Source organism: Acidiluteibacter ferrifornacis (assembly GCF_009909615.1).
GTDB classification, from domain to species: Bacteria; Bacteroidota; Bacteroidia; order Flavobacteriales_E; family Vicingaceae; genus Acidiluteibacter; species Acidiluteibacter ferrifornacis.
The window spans coordinates 202,342-225,347 of sequence record NZ_WWNE01000008.1; the positions used below are offsets into that span (position 1 = coordinate 202,342).

At 35.5% G+C, this 23,006-nt stretch carries 6 protein-coding genes and 1 pseudogene; all 7 read left to right on the forward strand.

Features of this window, described 5'->3' with window-relative positions; translation table 11 throughout:
• The first annotated feature begins 45 nt into the window (after positions 1-45).
• Positions 46-2,394, forward strand: a complete 2,349-nt coding sequence (locus tag GQN54_RS11265; protein ID WP_160633643.1) for a TonB-dependent receptor — start codon at positions 46-48, stop codon at positions 2,392-2,394.
• 101 nt (positions 2,395-2,495) lie between these two features.
• Positions 2,496-4,106, forward strand: a complete 1,611-nt coding sequence (locus GQN54_RS11270) for a CTP synthase (protein ID WP_160633644.1) — start codon at positions 2,496-2,498, stop codon at positions 4,104-4,106.
• Positions 4,107-4,113: 7 nt separating this feature from the next.
• A complete protein-coding gene (yidC, locus tag GQN54_RS11275; protein WP_160633645.1) occupies positions 4,114-6,024 on the forward strand; it encodes a membrane protein insertase YidC in 1,911 nt (636 codons plus the stop codon).
• 75 nt (positions 6,025-6,099) lie between these two features.
• Entirely contained in the window at positions 6,100-6,690 is a 591-nt protein-coding gene (locus GQN54_RS11280) for a DUF6438 domain-containing protein (RefSeq protein WP_160633646.1), read from the forward strand.
• 1,068 nt (positions 6,691-7,758) lie between these two features.
• The gene (locus tag GQN54_RS11285) at positions 7,759-15,441 is read left to right on the forward strand and encodes a right-handed parallel beta-helix repeat-containing protein (protein WP_160633647.1); all 7,683 of its coding nucleotides are present in this window, start codon (positions 7,759-7,761) and stop codon (positions 15,439-15,441) included.
• A gap of 124 nt (positions 15,442-15,565) precedes the next feature.
• Positions 15,566-21,436: a T9SS type A sorting domain-containing protein gene (locus GQN54_RS11290; protein WP_160633648.1), complete on the forward strand. Its 5,871-nt coding sequence runs from the start codon at positions 15,566-15,568 to the stop codon at positions 21,434-21,436.
• A 341-nt stretch (positions 21,437-21,777) separates the two neighbouring features.
• Positions 21,778-23,006: pseudogene (locus GQN54_RS11295) on the forward strand (hypothetical protein); the annotation flags it as partial.

The window sequence follows — 23,006 nt, forward strand, 5'->3', positions numbered from 1 at the left end:
TCAATTCTCTTATATTTGACTTCTCAAAAAAATAGAATATAATCAATGCGTAACTTTACTATACTTTCTTTCCTCGGAATTTTATTGCTTTCCTCTTCAGTTTTCGCTCAAAATGCCAACATTAGGGGCTTTGTTTATGATAAAGCCACGGGAGAACCAGTTATATTTACAAATGTAGTATTAAAGGGTACTGTTTATGGCGCTCCAACAGACGAGAATGGATATTTTAGTATTACCAAGTTGCCTGCAGGGACGTACACAGTAATTGCTACGTCTCTTGGTTATGATTCAGCCACAGCAGTTGTTACATTGAAAGAGAATTCCATCGAAAGTAGAAAGTTTTACATCGGAGAATCTAGTGTAAATCTTGGGGATGTTACAATTTCTGCTGATAAAGTGGAGTCGCAGACAACTGTAAAAATGTCTGTTACTAAACTAACTCCAAAGGAAATAAAGAAAATGCCTTCGATTGGAGGAGAGCCTGACTTAGCTCAGTATCTACAAGTATTACCTGGAGTAGTTTTTACTGGAGATCAAGGGGGACAGTTATACATCCGAGGTGGCTCACCTGTTCAAAATAAAGTATTATTGGATGGGATGGTTATTTATAACCCTTTTCATTCAATTGGATTATTTTCTGTGTTCGATACTGATATCATGAGGAATGCTGATGTTTATACCGGTGGTTATGGAGCAGAATATGGGGGCAGAATTTCATCAATAATGGACATTACTACTAGAGATGGAAATCAAAAGCGTTTAGCAGGAAAAATTTCTGCTACAACCTTCGGTGCAAAAGCTTTAATTGAGGGACCTATTAAAAAGGCAAAGGAAACAGGAGGAGGGAGTAGTACTTTTATTCTCTCTGCGAAAAGTTCATATATAGATCGTTCATCAGAAGCATTATATAATAATTTAGATGAGGACGGATTGCCCTATAACTTTACGGATTTGTATGGTAAAATATCGCTTAATGGAGACAATGGGTCAAAAATCAACTTCTTTGGATTTAATTTTAAAGATGAAGTGGATTATCCTTCTCTTGCTAAAATAGATTGGAATTCAGTTGGGTTTGGTTCTAATTTTGTTTTGATTCCAGCTCGATCTCAAGTATTAATGGAGGGGATATTCGCCTATTCAAAATATGAAACTGGTATAGATGAGAATGATTTCGCTGGCGGACTTACGGATAGAAATAGTGCAATCAGTGGATTTAATATGGGGTTAAATTTTACCTCTTTTAAAGGGGCGAATGAAGCAAAATATGGATTTGAGATAAACGGATTTAACACAGACTTTTCATTTATTAATCAACAATCTATTGAAATTAAACAAGAAGAAAATACTACTGAAATTGCTGGTTATTTTACTTATACTATAAACAAAGGAAAGTTTGTGATTGAGCCTGGGTTAAGATTGCACTACTTTGCTTCATTAAGTGAGATGTCTCCTGAACCTCGTTTGGGATTGAAATATAATGCAACCGATAAATTACGAATAAAGTTTGCAGGAGGGTTATATGCTCAAAATTTAATGTCGGCTAGTTCTGATAGAGATATTGTAAATCTATTTTATGGCTTTCTTTCCGGACCGCAGGACTTACAGGATAATTTAGTAACTGAAGATGGGGATGTAAAAAGCATTAATAGCAGTTTGCAAAAGGCACAACATTTTATTTTAGGATTTGAGTATGATATTACTCCTAATTTGAATGTAAATGTAGAGGGGTATTTGAAACGCTTTACACAATTGACCAACTTGAATAGAAATAAATTATTTGAAGATGTAAGTCCTTATAATCAAGTTGGTAATGAAAAGTACGTAGATGAAGTTTATAGAACTGATTATATTGTAGAAACAGGTGATGCCTATGGTGTAGATGTTGTTTTTAAGTACGAGCGAAAGCAGTTAAGTTTATGGGCGGTATACTCATTGGGAAAAGTAACAAGGTGGGATGGAATTCAAGAGTATGCTCCGATATTTGATAGAAGACATAATGTTAATTTGGTTGGATCATATGCATTTGGAGAAGATCGAGATTGGTCATTTGATGCTAGATGGAATTTAGGTTCTGGCTTTCCGTTTACCCAAACGTCAGCATTTTATGAGCAAAATACTTTCCTTAACGGTATAAATACAGATTATGTAAACCAGAATGGACAATTAGGGATCGAATACTCAGAATTGAGCGGCGGTCGACTGCCATACTATCATAGATTGGATATTAGCTTAAAGAAGAAATTTGTAGTTTCTAAAAACTCGATTTTAGAGGCGACTGCAAGTGTGACTAATGTATACGATAGAAAAAATATATTTTATATCAATAGGATAACAGCTGATAGGAAGGATCAATTACCTATCTTACCTAGTTTAGGTGTGAGTTTAACCTTCTAATAAAAAGATAGATTTTCATTCATTTTTAGTTTCAAAGGCGCTTTAATTATCGTAATTTTGCCCACAGTTTTTTCATATTTAAACTGTAAATTATCCGCTCTATGGCATCGTCCACAAAGTATGTCTTCGTTACTGGAGGCGTTACATCTTCCTTAGGGAAAGGTATTATTTCGGCTTCATTAGCTAAATTGCTTCAAGCTAGAGGTTATTCTGTAACCATTCAAAAATTGGATCCATACATTAACGTAGATCCAGGAACATTGAATCCTTATGAGCATGGAGAATGTTTTGTAACCGAAGATGGAGCAGAAACTGATTTAGATCTTGGGCACTATGAAAGATATTTGAATGTTCCTACCTCTCAAGGAAATAATGTAACCACCGGAAGGATTTACCAATCAGTAATTAACAAGGAAAGAGCAGGTGAGTTTTTAGGTAAAACGGTTCAAGTGATTCCACATATTACCGATGAAATAAAACGAAGAATACAAATTTTAGGTCAGGATGGTAAACACGATATAGTAATTACTGAAATAGGCGGAACAGTAGGCGATATTGAATCTTTACCATATATCGAGGCAGTTCGTCAATTGAAATGGGATCCTGATGTAGATTGTATCGTTATCCATTTGACCTTGGTGCCTTATCTTGCATCTTCAGGTGAGCTAAAAACAAAACCAACTCAACATTCTGTAAAGCAGCTATTGGAAAGCGGTGTTCAAGCTGACGTTTTAGTCCTTCGAACCGAACATCACCTAGCTCCTGATATTAAACATAAAGTAGCCTTGTTTTGTAACATTTCAAAAGGGGCAGTGATAGAGTCAATTAATGTGGATACCATTTACGAAGTTCCACTAAAAATGCAGGCAGAAGAGTTAGATATTGTTGTTTTAGATAAATTGAATTTGCCGCATGGAAATACTCCTAAGCTTGAAAAATGGAGGACATTTCTAACTAACTTGAAAACACCAGAGCATACTGTTACGATAGGATTAATCGGTAAATACATCGAGTTGAAAGACTCTTATATTTCGATAAACGAAGCACTGATTCATTCAGGAGTAAGTAATAAGACTAAAGTTGATGTAAAATGGATTCACTCAGAATCCATTACGCCTGATAATTGTCAAGATGAATTAGGTGGTTTAGATGGAATTATTGTCGCTCCCGGTTTTGGAGAGCGTGGAATTGAAGGCAAGATTAGCGCAGTTAAGTTTGCAAGAGAAAATAGGATTCCATTTTTGGGTATTTGTCTCGGTATGCAATGCGCTGTTATTGAGTTTGGTCGTAATGTAGTTGGGTTAAAAGATGCCCATTCTTCTGAGATGTCACCACAAACAAAGGATCCCGTAATTTACCTTATGAAAGATCAAGAGAATGTCTCAGATAAAGGAGGTACTATGCGATTAGGTGCTTATCCTTGTGCTGTCACAAAGGGGTCTAATGCATTTGAAGCATATGGATCGGAATTGATTTCGGAACGTCATCGTCATCGTTATGAATTTAATAATAAATACATGGCTGATTATGAAAAGAATGGAATGATTGCTACAGGTATCAACCCTAATGGAGGTCTTGTGGAAATCGTTGAAGTTGCAGATCATCCATGGTTTGTAGGTGTTCAATTCCACCCTGAATATAAAAGTACTGTTGTTAACCCTCACCCACTATTTGTGAAGTTTGTAGAAGCTTCATTAAGTAATAAGAAATAAGAATAGAATGGATAAGAATTCAATCATTGGTCTATTTATTATTGGAGCTATTATTATAGGTTTCGGTATATATAATCAGCCTTCTCAAGAACAAATTGATGCAGCAAGAAAATACAACGATTCTATAGCATTAGTTCAAAAAGAAAAAGCAGTTGTAGAGTTAGCTACTAAAGATGAGACACCTGTAGAGGTAATGAAGGAGGGAATCGTAGAAATGGATTCAGCTTCCCAAGTAATTGCTGACTCAATCAAAAAGGCCGAGATGAATCAAACATATGGTGTCTTTACAACTTCCGCTCTTTCGGAAGGTAAGGATATTGTTGTAGAAAATGACGTCTTAAAGTTGATTTTTGCTACCAAAGGAGGTCGAATCAAGTCAGCGGAACTGAAAGATTATCAAACTTACGATTCTTTACCGTTAGTTATAATGGATGCTTCTTCAAGGTTTGGATTGAACTTTTTTACTCGGAATAATAAAAATATTGTTACAGAGGAATTGAATTTTGAAGTTAATAACGAAGGGTTTGTTGTGACAGGAGATAATGAGAAATCCATAACCTTCCGTTTAAATGCAGGTTCTGGAAAGTATCTAGAGTATGTTTATACAATAAAGGGTAATGACTACATGATAGACCTTGACTTGAATATGGTTGGTCTGAATGAAGTGATGGCGCCTCGAACATCAGAACTTTTATTGGACTGGAAAGTCAATACACCAATACTTGAGAAAAGTAGAGTAGATCAGGTTAATAAGTCTACTTTGTATTACAAGTTTGTAGATCAAGATGTGGATTATATCTCGGAAAGGAGTGATGAAAAGGAAAACTTCGAGGCAGATGTAAAGTGGGTTTCACTGAAGCAACAATTTTTTAATACCTCTTTAATTGCAAAAAGCGCTTTTTCCAAATACAATGCATACGGAGAAACAGAGACACGCCCTGATACATCTAAGTATATCAAAACGCTATCTACCAGCTTAAGTGTGCCTTTTGGCGGAAGCGACATTGAAACTTTTGGTATGTCCATATTTTTAGGACCTAATAAGCACGATTTATTGGAGAATTATGGGATTGGATTGGAGCAAATTATTGATTTGGGTTGGGGTATTTTAGGCTGGATTAATGAATATGCCGTTATACCAGTTTTTAATGCTTTGGACAGCACAGCAATGAGTTATGGGATTATAATTTTAATTCTTACTGTATTGTTAAAGTTGGTCTTGTTTCCAATCACCTACAAAACTTATATGTCTGGAGCTAAAATGAGAGTTTTAAAGCCAGAAATAGCTGAAATCAATGCAAAGTATGGTGATGATGCCATGAAAAAGCAACAAGCAACAATGGCTTTGTACCGACAAACTGGAGTGAATCCTTTAGCAGGTTGTATTCCAATGTTGATACAGATGCCGATTTTGATTGCCATGTTTAAGTTTTTTCCTGCCTCTATTGAATTGAGACAGGAGTCTTTTTTATGGGCTACGGATTTGTCTACCTATGATTCTATTTTGAATCTTGGTTTTGAAATCCCATTTTATGGGGATCATGTTAGTTTATTTACCATTCTGATGGCCATATCATTAGCTTTCTACACAAAGTTTAATAGTCAAATGGGGATGGGAGCAACTGCTGAGGGGCCAATGGCAGCTCAAATGAAAATTATGATGTACTTAATGCCTGTGATGATGCTATTTTTCTTTAACAGCTATCCTGCAGGATTAAGTTACTATTATTTCTTGGCAAACGTAATTTCGCTACTGCAGACTTTAATTATTCAAAAGGTATTCATTAATGAGGATGCAATTAGAGCTAAATTAGAAGCCAATAAGAAAAGACCTAAGGCGAATAAAAAATCAAAGTTCCAGCAAAAGTTGGAGGAGATGGCAAAACAACAGCAACAATTGAAAGGGAAAGGAAAGTAATTATAGTGATTAATAAAAAGTAAGAAGCTTTTTAGTTTCAATTTTGTAAATTGAACATATTTAAAAGTTAAAATTATGAAGAATACAAACTGGAACTTATTGCTTATTGTTTTGTTTTTAAGTTTGATAGCTGTTTCTTGTAAAAATTCAAAGGATACAACTAATAACAAAGATGTTAGTACTTCCGAGGTAAAGGTTGATGAAACAATGGAGCAACCTTCAGATTCTGTTCAGTTCTCTCAAGAAAGTCTAGAGCAGCGAAATAGAACAGTTAAAGGCATGGTAGATTCTTTGTTTTTTAGGATTGAGCGTACTTCTTGTTTTGGCAGATGTCCTACCTATTCTATTACTGTTTACCAAAGTGGATATGTTGAATATCATGGCAAGAGAAATGTGGAAAAGATTGGTTTTTTCTCTGCATGGCTTACTGACGAACAAAAAAATGTAATCATTCAAAAGTGTGAAGAAATTGACTTTTTTAAACTAAAAGATCGGTACGATGCTAATATGACGGATGTACCATCTACGATTTTGTCTTTCCAATACGAGGATAACCGAAAGGTAGTCGTTGATAGAGCGAATGCCCCACCTGAGCTTCATATCTTTGAAAAAGAAGTAGAAATGATTCTTAATCACTTGGAATATTCAGAAGTAAAGAAGTATTGAGTTAGTTTATAGAAACGGTATTTTTACATTAGTGTTAGTGCTTAGTAGATTCTAGTTTAAGTTTTTATTGAGTAACCTTAAAAGGGTGTTGTTTTTACAACAGACTTCTGTTTAATTTAATACTTATTACAAAGTTTCTGTAAACCAATTGCAGTCCCCCGCCCAGTTGAAGCACAAACAACACAAAGTCTCAGAAGAGTATTTTTCGGTTAGTTGATAGTATTTAGCTATTGTCATTGATGATGAAATAATATCAACGACTTTTATAGAAGCTTATGCTGAGAATTAGCAAATCTTTGCTAGTACTTTTAAGGGGTTGAATGGAGCATTAATAAATGATAAGTTTTTTAATAAAAGTTCTGGATTTTATACTGCTGAAACTAATATTCTTCTTGGTACTAATAGAGATAGTATAGGAGGAATTAAGACCTCTTTTTCCATGTACCCCTTTCCTCCATTGAAGTTATATTAACCATATCGATTGATATGGCTAATTTGAATGTTTTGTAGATTACTTTTCACTTAGGAGTATATAAAATTTTAGAACTATCAATCATATTGTAGTATTCTCCCCGGTCATGGATATTTTTCACTTAAAGCATAGATTTCTCTAAAATGGTAGCAATGGAGCCCTTTCAATTAAAAATGGGGTGTGAGTTATTGTTGCTGAGAATAGTAAAATTTACCTTAAGTCTATCAGTTCTTATAATTATTTGCCGGTTATAACTGAAATATTCTTTTCAAAGCTCATAAGGTGTAAATCTTGGTGGCTTTTACTTTTTTAGAACATTTTGAATGTGGCTATAAATGAGGAGTAAGTATTCTTACTTATTTTTTAAGAAAGTTTATTTTTTATATTAAAGTTTTTCCAACAAATAAAAATGCTTCAAAAGTTATAACTAGTTCAATGGTAAATCTAATTTAAAGAGTAAGTGTTTTAGCCCATAAATAATTTAGCGATTGAGAATAAAAAAGTAGTTAGCATATTTGTTTTATGTCGAAATTTAGCCGCCAATTATTAAAAAATGATTGACATTTATTTAACTAATTATTAATAAACTAATTAATATGAATCTAAATTTTAGGCATGAATGGACTAGGTATCTTTCATCCTGCATTAAGGCAAAAAGCATACTTTTATTATTATTATTGTCAATTCAGGGAGTTGCTCAGTTTCAGCTAAATACAGTTCCTCCATTAAATGGGGGGAATGGATCTCAAGGGATAACTTTTGGATTAAGAACAAATCAAGTAATTGTTCTGGATACAATATTTAACTCTTTTAGCTCAGTTGGATTAACTGACGTATGGTATACTACAACTGACGTGTCTGGTCCACCTAATATAAGTGCTACAACAGGTTGGACCAAAATTGGACAGGCAACAATTCCTGTAGCTAGTGGAATAGGTGCAATAGTGCCAATACCATTAAATATAGGATTAACAATTTTACCTGGTGTGAATTATCGATTCTTCATAAATGGAAATATAGGAGCTGCTGCTATATATAGTAACTCCGGATCAACTCCTATTCCACCTCCCCTTGGGACATTTACAGATGGAATAATAACTATAGAGACAGGAGACTTAGTTGGGTACGGAGGTGCTGCTCCAAACCCCACTAATCATCCACGACAATTTAATGGAGGAATTAAATATACAATAAATGGTGGTTTTAATGACGCTGCCGTACTTTCAGTTGATTCCCCTAATGTATTTTGTCCCGGGAATCAGAATGTATATGCTACCATTGCAAATTTTGGAAAGAATAGAATCGATTCTGTTATCGTGAATTGGGAGTTTAATGGAGCTATACAAACACCTTTTCATTTCAAAGGATTACTTGATACCCTAAAAGGATTAAATCCAAATAGTACTAAAGTTTTTTTAGGAAACAAATCTTTTGCTTCAGGTAATCAAGAGGTAATAAAAGTGTGGACTTCGATGCCAAATGGTGTTGCCGATACTTCAAATTTAAATGATACAACCATAGCTACTAAGGTGGCATCATTAGCTGGAGGGGTTTATACAATTAACTCTTTATCTGCGCCTTCTGCAACTAATTTTGTTGATTTTACCTCTTTATTTAATGTAATTAATCAATCTGGTATTTGTAGTTCGATTACTGTGAATGTAGTTTCAGGTTCAGGACCATACCTAGAGCAGGTTAATATTAAAAACTTCGCAGGTTCACCTTCTAGAACACTCACCATTAATGGAAATGGGGAAACAGTAAATTTTGCTGCTACATTGACAGGCGAACGTTCTACTTTAGTTATAGAAAATTCTTCTTACGTTACTATTAACAATTTGAATGTTGAGGCTTCAGGTTCAACATACGGTGTTGCTTTTTTTGCAAATAACATTAGTAATGTTACTGTTGACGGTTGTTCCTTTATAGTTTCAACTACCTCTACTTCTAGCAATTATTCATGCGTTAGGATTAGTGGGTCGCAAACTTCCTATACGACAGCTACTGCAATTAATGAGTTTACGTTTAATAATAATCAAGTGTCAGGCGGATTTTATGGAATGACACTATATGGAAGTACTACTAATTATTTATCTAATATTGAATTAACAGGTAATCTAATTACCGAATTCTATAATTATGGACTTTATGTGTTATATGCTGATAGTATATTGATAGAGCAAAACGAGATTACTCGACCATCAAGGACTTCAGTTACTTCAACATACCCCCTATATACCTCGAGCAATAGGAATATGGTTATAAATAGAAATTCTATTCATAACCTTTTTGATGGGGTTCCAACTTCTACTTCACTTTGCTATGTGTTATATTCTTCTAATGATGCTGTGCTTGGAAGTGAAAATATCATAAGTAATAATATGATTTACAATATCAATCATAATGGTACTATTTATGGTTTATATGATTTAGGTAGTGATTATACGAAGTACTATAACAATACGGTTTCTTTAGATAATATTGCTGCTACAGCAGGTATAACTCGAGGTATATATAACACTGCGTCAGCTACTGGTTTAGAATTTCAGAATAACATAGTATCTATTACTAGGGGTGGAACAGGTATTAAACACGGTATTTATTTATCAACTTCCTCTACTATTACTTCTAATTATAACAATGTTTATGTTGCTTCGGCTGGTACAGGAGCTCAGTATTACGGGTATTTAGGAAGCAATCAATCTACTTTAATTGATTTTCAAACAGCAGGTTATGGTTTAAATGATATCAACGCTGATCCATTATTTAATTCTATTGTATTAGATGATTATAGCTCAAATAATATTTCATTAAATGCTAGCGGATTTAACACAACTCTAGTCCCAGTGGACTTTTTTGGAACAGCAAGAAACTCATTAGCTATGGATATCGGAGCAATTGAGGTTAGTTCACCTGCTTTGGATGTTGCTGTTGCTTCTTTTAGTTTACCTACTGCTCAGTGTGCTGGATTAAGCAGCGTTGATGTTAATTTATCCAATAATGGTACACAGCAATTGGATAGCGTAATTGTAAACTGGTCTATTGATGGGGTGGTTCAAACTCCTATTCACTATAAAACTAAAATTGATACCATTGGTTCAGTTGCCGGAAACACGGCATCTATATTTTTAACTAATTATAGCCTAGTTTCAGGAGTGGCAGTTGATTTTGAGGTATGGTTGACTCAACCAAATGGATTAGTTTCAGGAGATGCTTTTCCATCAAACGATAGTTTGATGGTCACTACTGGCGGAGCATTGGCCGGTTCTTATACTTTAAATTCATTAATGGCACCTTCCGTAACTAATTTTATTTCATTTAACGATTTTACAAATGCAGTTAGTTTATTCGGGTTTTGTGGAAACGTTACACTAGATGTCGTTCTTGGAAGTGGGCCTTATGCTGAGAGTGTTTCATTTAACGCTGTTAATGGTATCAACATTACAGACACTTTATTTGTAAATGGAAATAGTGAAGAGATTACTTACGCTTCTACACTTACGGACGATAGAACTACTTTGAGTATCGAAAATTCTTCAAATATTATAGTAAGTGATTTGATTATTTCTGCCACTGGAACCTTTGGAACAGGGATATATTTGAACAATGTTAATAATGTAGAGATCTCAGATTGTCAAATTACCTTACCGAATAATTCAACTTCAGCGAACTATACAGGAATTAATCTTTCAGGTTCTGAAACTTCAATTTCGACTTCAGGTTCCGGAAATGATGTTCGAATTTTAAGAAATAGTGTGGAAGGTGCATATTATTCATTCAACTTCTATGGTACTTCTGGTAATAACGCATTAAGAAATGTGATTGTTAGGGATAATATTTTTGCTGATTTTTATTCTTATGGAGCTCGTTTTTATTATGCGGATTCACTTTTATTTGAAGGAAATGAAATACTCCAAACTAATAGAACAGCTATAACTTCTACTTATGGTATATATAGCTTGGGCAATAGCAACCTAAAGGTGAATAGAAACTCTATACATGATTTGGGTACTGGTATCCCAACTTCGACTTCATTAATATATGCGCTATACAATAGTAGTGATGTAACTATAGGTAATGAAAACATTTTCATGAATAACCTGATTTATAACATTAATCACAATGGTACTATTTATGGAATATATGATTTAGGTAGTGATAACAACAAGTATTACAACAATACAATTTCATTAGATAATGCTGCTGCTACCGCCGGAATTACAAGAGGAATTTATAATTCAGCTACTGCTGCGGGTCTAGAGTTTATTAATAACATTGTAACCATTACAAGAGGTGGTTCTGGTGTTAAGCACGGAATTTATTTGAATGGCACTTCTACTGTTGCTGATTATAATAATATTTATGTAAATTCATTAGGTACTGGTGCGCAATCATATGGTTATGCCTCCTCAGGAACCAGAGCTACACTTGCTGATTTCAGAGCAGTAATGTTGGGCTTAAATGATTTAGATTCTGATCCGTTGTTTGCTAATCTTGCAGGGAATGATTATACTCCTTTGAACAGCCAATTGGATGGAGCAGGTTTTTCTACTCCATTGGTAACAGAAGATTTCTTTGGAACTACAAGAAATACCTCATCACAAGATATTGGAGCTATTGATTTTGCACCTCCAGCTATCGATGCAGGAATACTTTCCATCGATTTGCCTACAACATTCTGTTCAGGCCAAGTGCCAGTTGCAATAACTGTTTCTAATAACGGTCAAGACCAGATAGATAGTTTGATTGTTAATTACAGTATTGACGGAGTTCCTCAAACATCATTTAAATATAGAGGAACGATAGATACTCTAAATTCTGTATCAGGGAATATAGTTCAGATTCCGGTTACAAACTTTAATTTCTTACAGGGGGCTCCGGCAGTTTTTGACTTTGTAATTTCAAATGTGAATGGTTTAGGACAAGACGCATTCTCTAGTAATGATAGTTTATCGACTACAACAGCAGCATCGCTCCAAGGAACATTAACAATTAATCCTGCTCTTCCTGCGAGTGGCACCGTATTTAATGATTTTTCAAGTCTGGCTGCAGCGCTAAATATTAGTGGAGTTTGTGGTCCGGTGGTAGTAAATGTAGCTCCAGGTACTTACATTGATTATTTGAAATTAGATGGTATAACAGGAACAAGTTCTACAAATACCATTACTATAGATGGAGGTGATGCCGCTACTACAATTTTGCAGCACGATGGATCTGCTAGTTATGGAACAGTAAGTTTAAATGCTGTTTCACACATTACCATTAAAAATATGACTATTGCATCTACAGCTGTATCAGCAAATACAGGTGTAATAATGGCCAATGTGAGTGACATAACTGTAGATAGTACAATTATTTCTGTGGATGCTTCTGTTGTAAGTACTTCCTTAGTGGGTGTTTCACTATCAGGAAACGTAACGAGTCATACAACAGGTGCAAATGCTAACAATGTAACAGTCTCTAATAGTAAATTTATTGGTGGATATTATGGTGTTAGACAATATGGTTCTACTTCCTTGTCAGTTTCGAATACAAAAGTGTTAAACAATTCCTTCGAAAATGTGTATTGGGGTGCAATCTATTCTTACTATGCAAATAACTTAGATTTTATTGGAAATAAAATAGATATGGTTCAAAGAGGATATACTTCTTCTTATGGGGCTTATTTGTATTATACAGAGAATGTTTTGTTTACTGAGAATAATATTAGATCAATTGGTTATGGGGTATACCACTATAATTTTACTGATTATAACAAAAAAACAAGAAAGAATAGATATGTGAATAACATGATTCATTCTGCCAATAGTTACGGAGCGTATTTGTATTATGTAGATAGTGTTGATATTTTACACAATACAATCGTTTCAGGTTCAGCAACTATTCCAGCCACTCAAGTGTATAGTTCAACTTCAAAAACTATTGAGGACTATGATGTTCGAAATAATATTATTTACTCTTCAGGAAGCTTTGCCATTAGAACTAATATGGCGAACAACTTTATCTCTCATCTAGATAATAATGTGTACTATACCACTGGAGCAAGTTTGTTTAGTTTTAATAGTACTGTTTTCGCGAACTTAGCGGCTTACAAAACGGCACAACCCACATTAAATATTAATTCATATGAGGGAGACCCAATTTTTGTAAATGTTCCAAATAATTTACATGTTATCGGTTTGTTAGCAAATAATGCTGGTGATAATTCAGTAGGGGTTTTAAATGACATTGATGGAGATTCTCGACCAATCGCTGGATCTACTGCAGTTGATATTGGTGCAGACGAATTTGATCCTGCATCTTGTTTCCCTCCATCTTCAGTAACCTTTACAAATACAACGGCTAATTCAACTGATGTAGTAATTTCAGGAGGAACTAGTTCTTCTTGGCAGTATGAATATGGTTTGTTCGGATTTGTTCAAGGTTCTGGGAATAAATTCATTACAGCGAATAGTAGTCACACTATTTCTAATTTAACTTCAGGTACTGATTACCAGTATTATATTAGGGAAATATGTGGAGCCGGTGATACCTCTCTATATGCAGGCCCTTTTAGTTTTTACACTTTGTATTCTGTGCCGATGAGAGAGACTTTTGAGAATTTCCCTGCAGGACAAACTGGATTAAACTTTACTAAAGGCTGGACTAGTACTTCAACTGCCAACCCTCGTTGGGAAACTGAAGTGTCTACGGGAGCTAATGTAAATTCATTGAATACAGGTCCATTGTTTGATGCAACCTTCCCTAGTACAGCAGGAGGTAAATATTTTTATTATGAAACAAGTGGGGGTTCTTTAGGATCTTCAAACACTTTGTCTTCGCCGTTTATCTCTGCTCCTTCTACTTCAGGAGGTATTATAGTCGAGTTTGCTTACCACATGTATGGTTCAGGTATGGGTAATCTGTATTTGGTGGTTGACACCAATGGAGTCTTAGATACTCTCATCAAAATTACTGGTCAACAACAAGCGACTGCTGCTGCTGCTTGGAGAGATACCAGTGCGGTATTGATTGGCTATCAAGGAAAAAACTTTAAGTTGAAATTTATCGGAGAAAGAGGATCGGACTACATGAGTGATATGTCAATTGATGAAATTAGGCTAAGGGATACAGTAGCAATCGCAGCATCATTGGATTCTATAATTTCACCAGTATCTAATTGTGGTTTATCATCGGCAGAGGATGTTACTATTGCGATAAAAAACTACGGTTTATCACCGATTTCAAATTTCAATGCAACTTATGAGTTCGATGGTGGAGCGCCTGTTACTGAGTTAGTGACGGCTAGTATTAATCCTGGCACAACTTATAATTTTACGTTTGCTACCAAAGTCAATGCATCTGCTTTAAAAAGTTATAGCATTAAAAGTTATATTAATGTGACCAACGACCCGAATACTTTGGATGACACCTTGAGTGGAAGTGCTTTGAATAGTTTTTCTGATGTGATTAGTAATGTTTCGCCCACTAAATTCTCTGATTTGGAGGCTGATGCAGGAAATTGGATTCAGTATGGCGCCAACAGCTCTTGGGCTTGGGGGACTCCAAGTACATTTTATATCAATAACGCATATTCTGGGTCAAAAGCATGGGTAACAGGATTAGCTGGAAACTATAACGCTAATGAATTGTCCTACTTAGAGTCTTCATGTTATGATTTGTCTACAATGAATACTGCTGATCCTTTGTTTTTCCAGTTTTATACTGTTTATAGAACAGAGGCCGGATTTGACAGAGTTTGGATAGAAACTTCTACAGATAATGGTGCTACTTGGAATAAAATGTTACCGAGTGCAGGTTCAATCAATTTCTACAATAATAAGACGGCAAATGTTTGGGAAGGATTCTCATCTTCAGGAGCTTCTGTTTGGATTCCAGTAATAAATGAGATAGTTGGATTAGCAGGAAATGCAAAAGTGAAATTTAGGTTTGTATTTCAATCTAATGGAACCACTCAAAATGATGGATTTGGGATTGATAATATTCAAATAAATTTAGCAGTTGGTCAGAAGGAATTATTGAACGGAGAAGAACTGTTAAGTATTCAACCCAACCCATCAAATGGAGAATTTAACATTTCATTTGGTAATTATGAGGAAGGCGACTACCAGTTGAAAATTGTTTCTACCACAGGTCAGCTAGTAAGGGAAGAAATGTTGAGTATTTCTAACTCTTTTGAAGTAAGGAATATAGATCTTAAATCAATTGAAAAAGGAGTTTACTTTGTTCAGATTATTAATGGAAAGTCAATTAAGACCGAGAAGTTGATAATTAAGTAGTTGTAATTTATTTTTTTTCTAAATGGCTCACTTTAAAAGGTGAGCCATTTTTTTTTGAAATACTCAAAAAAAATGAACTATAAAAGTGTTAAATTGGTGGACACTAAATTAATTAACAACTATTATGAAGAAAAAACTATTATTAGCTTTATCGATGTTGAGCTTTTTGGTCACTTTTTCCCAGACCAATATTGCTCCATTAGCTACAGCAACAGCAGGAGGAGGAAATGCCGCCGGCTGTCAAACAGGTCCTTGTTCAACTTTAAATGATTTGAACTTGGGTAACTGTGGATCACAAGAAATGTGGATTAATACCACTCCGCCAAATCCTATTGGAGTGGATTATATTCAATTTGATTTCCCAATTCCCCAAACCTTTGATTCCTTAATTATTCACCATGGTCAGACAGGGGCTAGATTTTTGTCCGGAGGTTTGGTGCAATACTGGGATGGTTCTTCATGGGTGAATCAGTACAATTTTACAGGTTTGCCAATGAATTGTATTTCAAGGTTATATATTGGTAAGGTGACTACAAATAGGTTTCGAATCACTTCATTTGAAGTGAGTGGTTCTCAGTTATCTAACCCTAACTTTAGAGAAATTGAAATTATTTCTGCTCCTAATGGAACAAACGACGCTGCAGTATTTGCTGTAGATTCTCCTTCAGTATTTTGTCCAGGGGTTCAAAATATTTACGCTACAGTCGGAAACTATGGGTTGAACCGAATCGACTCAGTAACGATTGATTGGGAATTTGACGGTGTTCGACAAAATACCATCAAATATGTTGGTCTGCTTGATACTGTAGGTGGGCAATTTAGTCGATCAGCCCTAGTTTATTTAGGTACTAAGACTTTTACTGCCGGTGTTGAAAATGAAATAAAGGTATGGACATCCCTACCAAACAATGTAGTGGATACTATACCAACTAATGATACACTTACTGTTTATCGTGGGCCTTCATTACCCGGTGGAGTTTACACAATTAATTCAGGGGCTCCTTCAAGTTTAACAAACTTCCAAAGTTTCACAGAGATGGACTCTATTGTTACTAAATATGGAATTTGTGGAGATGTTACCGTTAATGTCGTGCCACTTTCTGGACCTTACCTCGAACAAGTAAATATTTCAGGTTTTCAGGGTGCTCCTGGTCGTGAATTGACCATCAATGGAAATGGAGAAGAGGTAAGTTTTGCTGCAACTGCCAGTGCTGAAAGAGCCACTTTTGCAATAGAAAGTTCGTCTTTTATCACTGTTAATAACTTGAAAGTTAGGGCGACCGGATCTACTTATGGTGTGGCATTGTATATGAATAATATTAACAATGTTACCATAGAGAATAGTTTATTTGCAGTGGATTCTTCAAGTACATCCACTAATTATGCTTGTGTTCGAATTAGTGGTTCTCAGACTTCTCAAGCTTCAGCGACAGTCTTTGATGGCTTGACTTTTAGAAACAATACCGTTGTTGGTGGATATTATGGGTTGTCTTTATATGGAAATGTAGGTTCTCCATCAAGTAATGTCGTTGTTTCAAACAATTCTATTAGAGGGTTCTATTATTATGGTAGCTACGTGTACTATACAGATGGCTGTAATTTTATTCAAAATGATATTAGTCGACCAAATAGAACTGTACTGACCACTGTATATGGATTTTATTCTTCTGGTAACAGTAATTTAAAGGTAGATAGAAACGCTATTCATAATTTATTTGATGGCTCACTGACTTCAACATCTGCTTGCTATGTTTTATACAGCAGTAACGATGCTACACCTAGTAATGAGAATTACTTTACTAACAACCTCATTTATGATATCAATCATAGAGGGACTATTTATGCCTTATATGATGGTGGAAGTAACCATACCAAATATTACAATAATACGGTCTCTTTAGATAATATAGCCTCTACAGCCGGAACAACTCGCGGTATATATGCCATAGGTGGTGCTACTGGTTTAGAATTTCAAAATAATATTATTTCAATCACTAGAGGAGGCTCCGGTGTTAAACATGGTGTATACTTGAATGCGACACCTGATGCTTTTAACCACAATAATATTTATTTAGGTTCAGCTGGATCTGGAGCTCAGTCCTATGCATTTTTAGGTTCAGATATTACCTCTTTAGATGATTTTAAGAAAACTGGATTTTCTGCTAATGATATTGATACAGACCCGATGTTTGCTAATATTTTGACGGGTGATTTTACACCTACCAATTTATCTTTAAATGCATCTGGTTTCTCTACCAATAGTGTAACCGAAGATTTTAATGGCTTGCCTAGAGTAGCTGGAGCAATTGATATGGGAGCTATTGAAGTTGCTTCTACAACCCTTGATGCTGCGGTTAAATCTATTCAAGTTGGTTCAGGTGCATTTTGTGCAGGTACACAGCCGGTTGTTGCAAGTATTGCTAATAATGGGACGACTCGATTGAATAGCATAGTTGTAAATTGGAGTATTGATGGAGTAGTTCAAACTCCAATTAATTATAACACTTTAATAGATACGATAGGTGCTACTGCAGGTAATTCTGTGCAAATTCCTCTTGTGAATTATACATTTGTTAATGGAGTTGCAGTAGAGTTTTTAGTTTGGACTTCAGCTCCAAATGCATCAACTGATTTGTATGCTTTAAATGATACGATGGCAATTACTGTAGGTGCTGGTATGGCAGGAGCAATAACTATTAATCCAAATCTTCCTGCTACTGCTACGAATTACCTCTCGTTTTCAGACTTTTGTGAGTATATTAACCTTTCAGGAGTTTGTGGACCTGTTGACGTAACAGTTGCCGCAGGAAATTACACTGAGAGTATTTCACTTAGAAATGTTGCTGGATTAAGTGCTACAAATACTATTACAATAGATGGTTTAGATTCTTCTACTACAATTTTAACCTATAGTGGTAATGGTTTAGGAATGGGAGTAGTTTCTCTGCAAGGGGTAGATTATGTTACCATCAAAAATTTGGGATTGATTCATACTGGCTCTTCCAATGCAGCCGGTATTGTGATGGCTGATGCAAACTATAATACAGTGTCAAATTGTGATATCCAAGTGAATAACAGTTCTACATCTTCTACCATAAATGGTATAGTGACTTCGGGAAGTATATTTAGTCTAAGTACTGAAGCTTATACAGATAGAAATGAATACTCTAATAATAAAATTACAGGTGGATACTATGGCTATAGAGAGTATGGTTCAGTAAGCAAAGCTGTAGTAGGAAGTAGGTTAATCAATAATAGCTTTAGTGATATTTACTATTATGGAATCTATACGTACTATAGTGATTCATTAGAAGTTATCGGAAATGACGTTGACCAATTAACACGTGCAAATGTGAATGGTGATGGAGCTTATGTATATTATGCTTCTAATACGATCTTTACAGGTAATAATATCAAGGCGGCTGACTATGGTGTTTATTTTTATAACTTCACTACTCCGTTTGCTAAGACTAGAAAAACATTGATTGCCAATAATATGATTTATGCAGATACGGACTATGGATTGTATTTGTATTACATAGATAGTGCTGACGTGTTTCATAATACTGTGGTTGTTAATGGTTCTACTCCTGCAATGCGTTTCTTTGGTACAGCTGCAGTCTTGACAGATGATATGGATGTAAGAAACAATATCTTTTATGCTGCTGGTGGTGGGTTGGCGTTTGAGATTAATTTATCTGACACCTCATTTAATGCGTTGGATTACAATTTGTATTATTCAACTGGATCTAATTTAATCGGAGTAGATGGAGTAAGCTATCCAAGTTTAGCTGCTTACACTACAGTTAACCCTTCTTTAAATGTGAATTCTCTAGATGGAGATCCACAACTATTGAATATCCCAACAGATCTTCATGTGCTTGGTGTATTGGCTAATAACTCTGGAGATAATTCAGTAGGGATTTTGGTTGATATTGATGGGGATACGCGACCGATGAGTGGTTCAACTATAGTGGATATAGGTGCTGATGAATTTGATCCTCCCTCATGTCCTCCACCAACATCTGTAGTGTTTACGAATACTACCATTTCGTCTGTAGATGTGACCTTCACAGCTGGAACAGGAAATTCATTTAGATATGAATACGGTCTTCTAGGATTTACTCCAGGAGCAGGAATTTCTGCTTTGTCAACTTCTCCAACTGTTACCATCTCTGGTTTAGTTTCGGGTACCACTTATGAATTGTACGTGAAGGCGTTGTGTTCAGCAAATGATTCATCTCCTGCCATTGGGCCATATCAGTTTGGAACTGCATTTTCAATTCCTTTACATGAAGATTTTGAATCATTCCCAGCAGGTCAAATAGGTACATCATTCACTAATGGTTGGACAAGTACGGGGTCTACAAACCCACGTTGGGAGAGTGAAGTTGCTACAGGGGCGAACACTAACTCTTCTTTAACAGGGCCATTCTATGATGCAACGGTACCAGCCGCATCAGGCGGTACTTATATGTATCTTGAAACATCTTCTCCTTCCACGTTAGGACAAACAAATGTGTTGTCATCACCAGCAGTATTTATTCCAACAAATGGAAATACACTAGTATTGGAGTACGCTTATCATATGTTTGGATCAACTATGGGTAATTTGTATGTTGTGATAGACACGAATAATGTTCAAGATACAATTGCAGCTTATATCGGAGCTCAGCAGCCTAGTCAAGCGGCAGCTTTTAAAGATACAATGCACTTGTTAAATGGATATTCAGGAAAGTCGCTTTCAATTAGGTTTATTGGAGAGGCCGGTTCAAGCTTTTACAGTGATATGGCAATTGATGAAGTTCATTTATATGATACAGTAGGTGTAGATTTAGCATTAGATTCTATTTTGTCTCCATACTCTGATTGTGGCTTGTCAGCTGCAGAAGATGTGACTATAGCAATTCATAATGCGGGTCTCTCTCCGATTTCTAATTTCAATGCAACATATATATTTGATGGGGGTGCGCCAGTTACAGAGTTGGTAACTGCTACAGTAAACCCGGGAACTGTATTTAATTATACTTTTACTACTAAAGTTAATGCCTCAGTAGTTAAAAGCTATACTTTAGAAACCTATATTTCAGCCGCTGGTGATGGTGATATTGCTAATGATAGTATTCGAAATTACTCTTTCTCGAGTAGTTTTTCAGATGCTATTGACTTAACCACGCCTACAAAGTTTTATACTTTTGAGACTGATCCAGGTAACTGGATTGCTTATGGTGCAAATAGTTCATGGGAGTGGGGAACGCCAAGTACATTCTATATTCCTGCAGCAAATTCAGGAGTCAAAGCATGGGTTACTTCTGCTACCAGTAATTACAATGCGAATGAGTTGTCATATCTAGAGTCTTCTTGTTATGATATGAGTTCAATTGCAGCAACGACTCCAATTTATTTGTCCTTCTATACAGTTTATAAAACGGAGAGTGCAAATGATCAGGTTTGGATGGAGTATTCAATAGATAATGGTCGAAACTGGACTAAAGTAATGTCGTCAATGGCCGGAATTAATTTCTATAATAATACAACTCAAAATGTTTGGGAAGGATTCTCAAATGCTGGTGCAGGAATCTGGATTCCTGTTTTGAATGATCTTCAAGGATTGGGTGGTAATTCAGCTGTTAAGTTTAGATTCGTATTCTCATCTAATGGCACAACTCAAAATGATGGATTTGCAATCGATGACTTTCAAGTAGGAACTATTGTGGGAGTAGATGACAACCTAGCTGTTAATTCAAAAACGGTGAGTTTGATGCCAAACCCTGCAAAGGAGAGGGTGAATATTTCTTTTAATAATTATGAGTTGGGATCATATCAAGTGAGTGTTATTGATGCCAAAGGTCAGTCAGTTATTGAGGAGTTAGTGAATGTTTCTAGTAAGTCTGAAATTACAACACTTGATTTGTCGAACGTCGATAAGGGTGTTTATCTAGTCAGAATTATGAATGAAACAAGTATTTCAACACAAAAATTAATTGTGGATTAAATTATTTGTTTTTTCAAATTGATAAGGAGCGCAGCAGGTTTTACCTGCTGCGTTTTTTTTTTGAATTGACTGTCAAAAGAATTACTCTCTAAAGGATACCATTTAATTTTATGCTCATCAAAAAATGACATAATAGATTAGGAGGTAATAAGTTGGGCGAGATGGGAGTTTGATGATTTTAATTAGCTAAGTACTTTTACTTAAAAATTGCTAAATTTTTGTGATTAAATAGTTAATTTTATGGGATTAATATTTTAACTAATTATTCTAAATTCTTATTTATGAGCTTTTTAAGCAAATTTTATTGCCGACATTACTTTGAGTCGGTCAAAAATAGAAAAGTGAACTTCTTGATCCTTTTCTCATTTTTATTTTCTTTTAATTCTAATGCCCAGGGCTATAGTGAGGTCACCGCACCTCAGTGTATCTCAACCACATCTTCCACTTTAAATTTTAGTTTTCCATCTCCTCGCCCACCGGCAAATGATGGTCAATTAACCATTTATTTCAAAGGTGATCTCGATGGAGGTACTGGCGGTGGAGAGGTGATGGAGATTTATGACCCAAGTAATAACTTGGTAGCAACCACTCCGGCTGCTTCAGGTCAATGTTTGGCAACATATGATTCTGCTACCTTTACAATTCCATTAGCAACGCTAATCGGGTGGGTTGGAGGGCCAACTTTAGATATTGATGTATTGGCGCTTCCTAATGTTAGTACAACGCTTTGTGCTACTGGTTCATGTGCTTATCTAAAACTAGAGTACCCGTCAGTTTCTGGAGATAATGATGCTGCTGTACTTGCTATAGATTCTCCTTCTGTTTTTTGTGCGGGCAGTCAACCTGTATATGCCACAATAGCTAATGGAGGTTCAAATCAAATAAATTCGCTAACAATAAATTGGGAAGTTAATGGAGTAGCTCAGACTGCAGTTTCTTACACTCAATTAATCGACACCATTAATGGTTCTAATCCAAATTCTGTTAGTGTTTTGTTAGGATCAGCCAATTTTACTGCTGGGAATAATACTATTAAGGTGTATAGTTCAATGCCAAATGGAGTTGCAGATACTGTCAACTTTAATGATACGGCTTTTGTAAATGTGATGACAGCAAGTCAACCCACATCAGTATTACTAATAAATACAACCTTAAATTCAGCAACTATAGATGCTATAGGTGGAGCAGGAGCTGTTGAATATGAATTTGGTCCTGTTGGGTTTGCACAATCTTCAGGAACTTTAGGTTCTTCACCTACATCTTTGTTTACCATCAATGGTTTGACCTCAGGCACCACTTACGATGTTTATGTTCGTTCAAATTGTGGATCAGGAGATGTTTCTTCTTGGGTTGGTCCATTAACCTTTGGAACCTCATATGGCGTTCCTTACTTTGAAGATTTTGAGTTATTCACAGCAGGGAATGTTGTAAATCCTTGGCCTAGAGGTTGGTCTTCGACCAATAATGCGTCTGCGCCAAGATGGGAGTCAGAAGATGCTACGGGAGCCAATGAGAACTCCTTGAATACAGGTCCATTTTACGATAATACGACCCCTTCAACAGTTGGAGG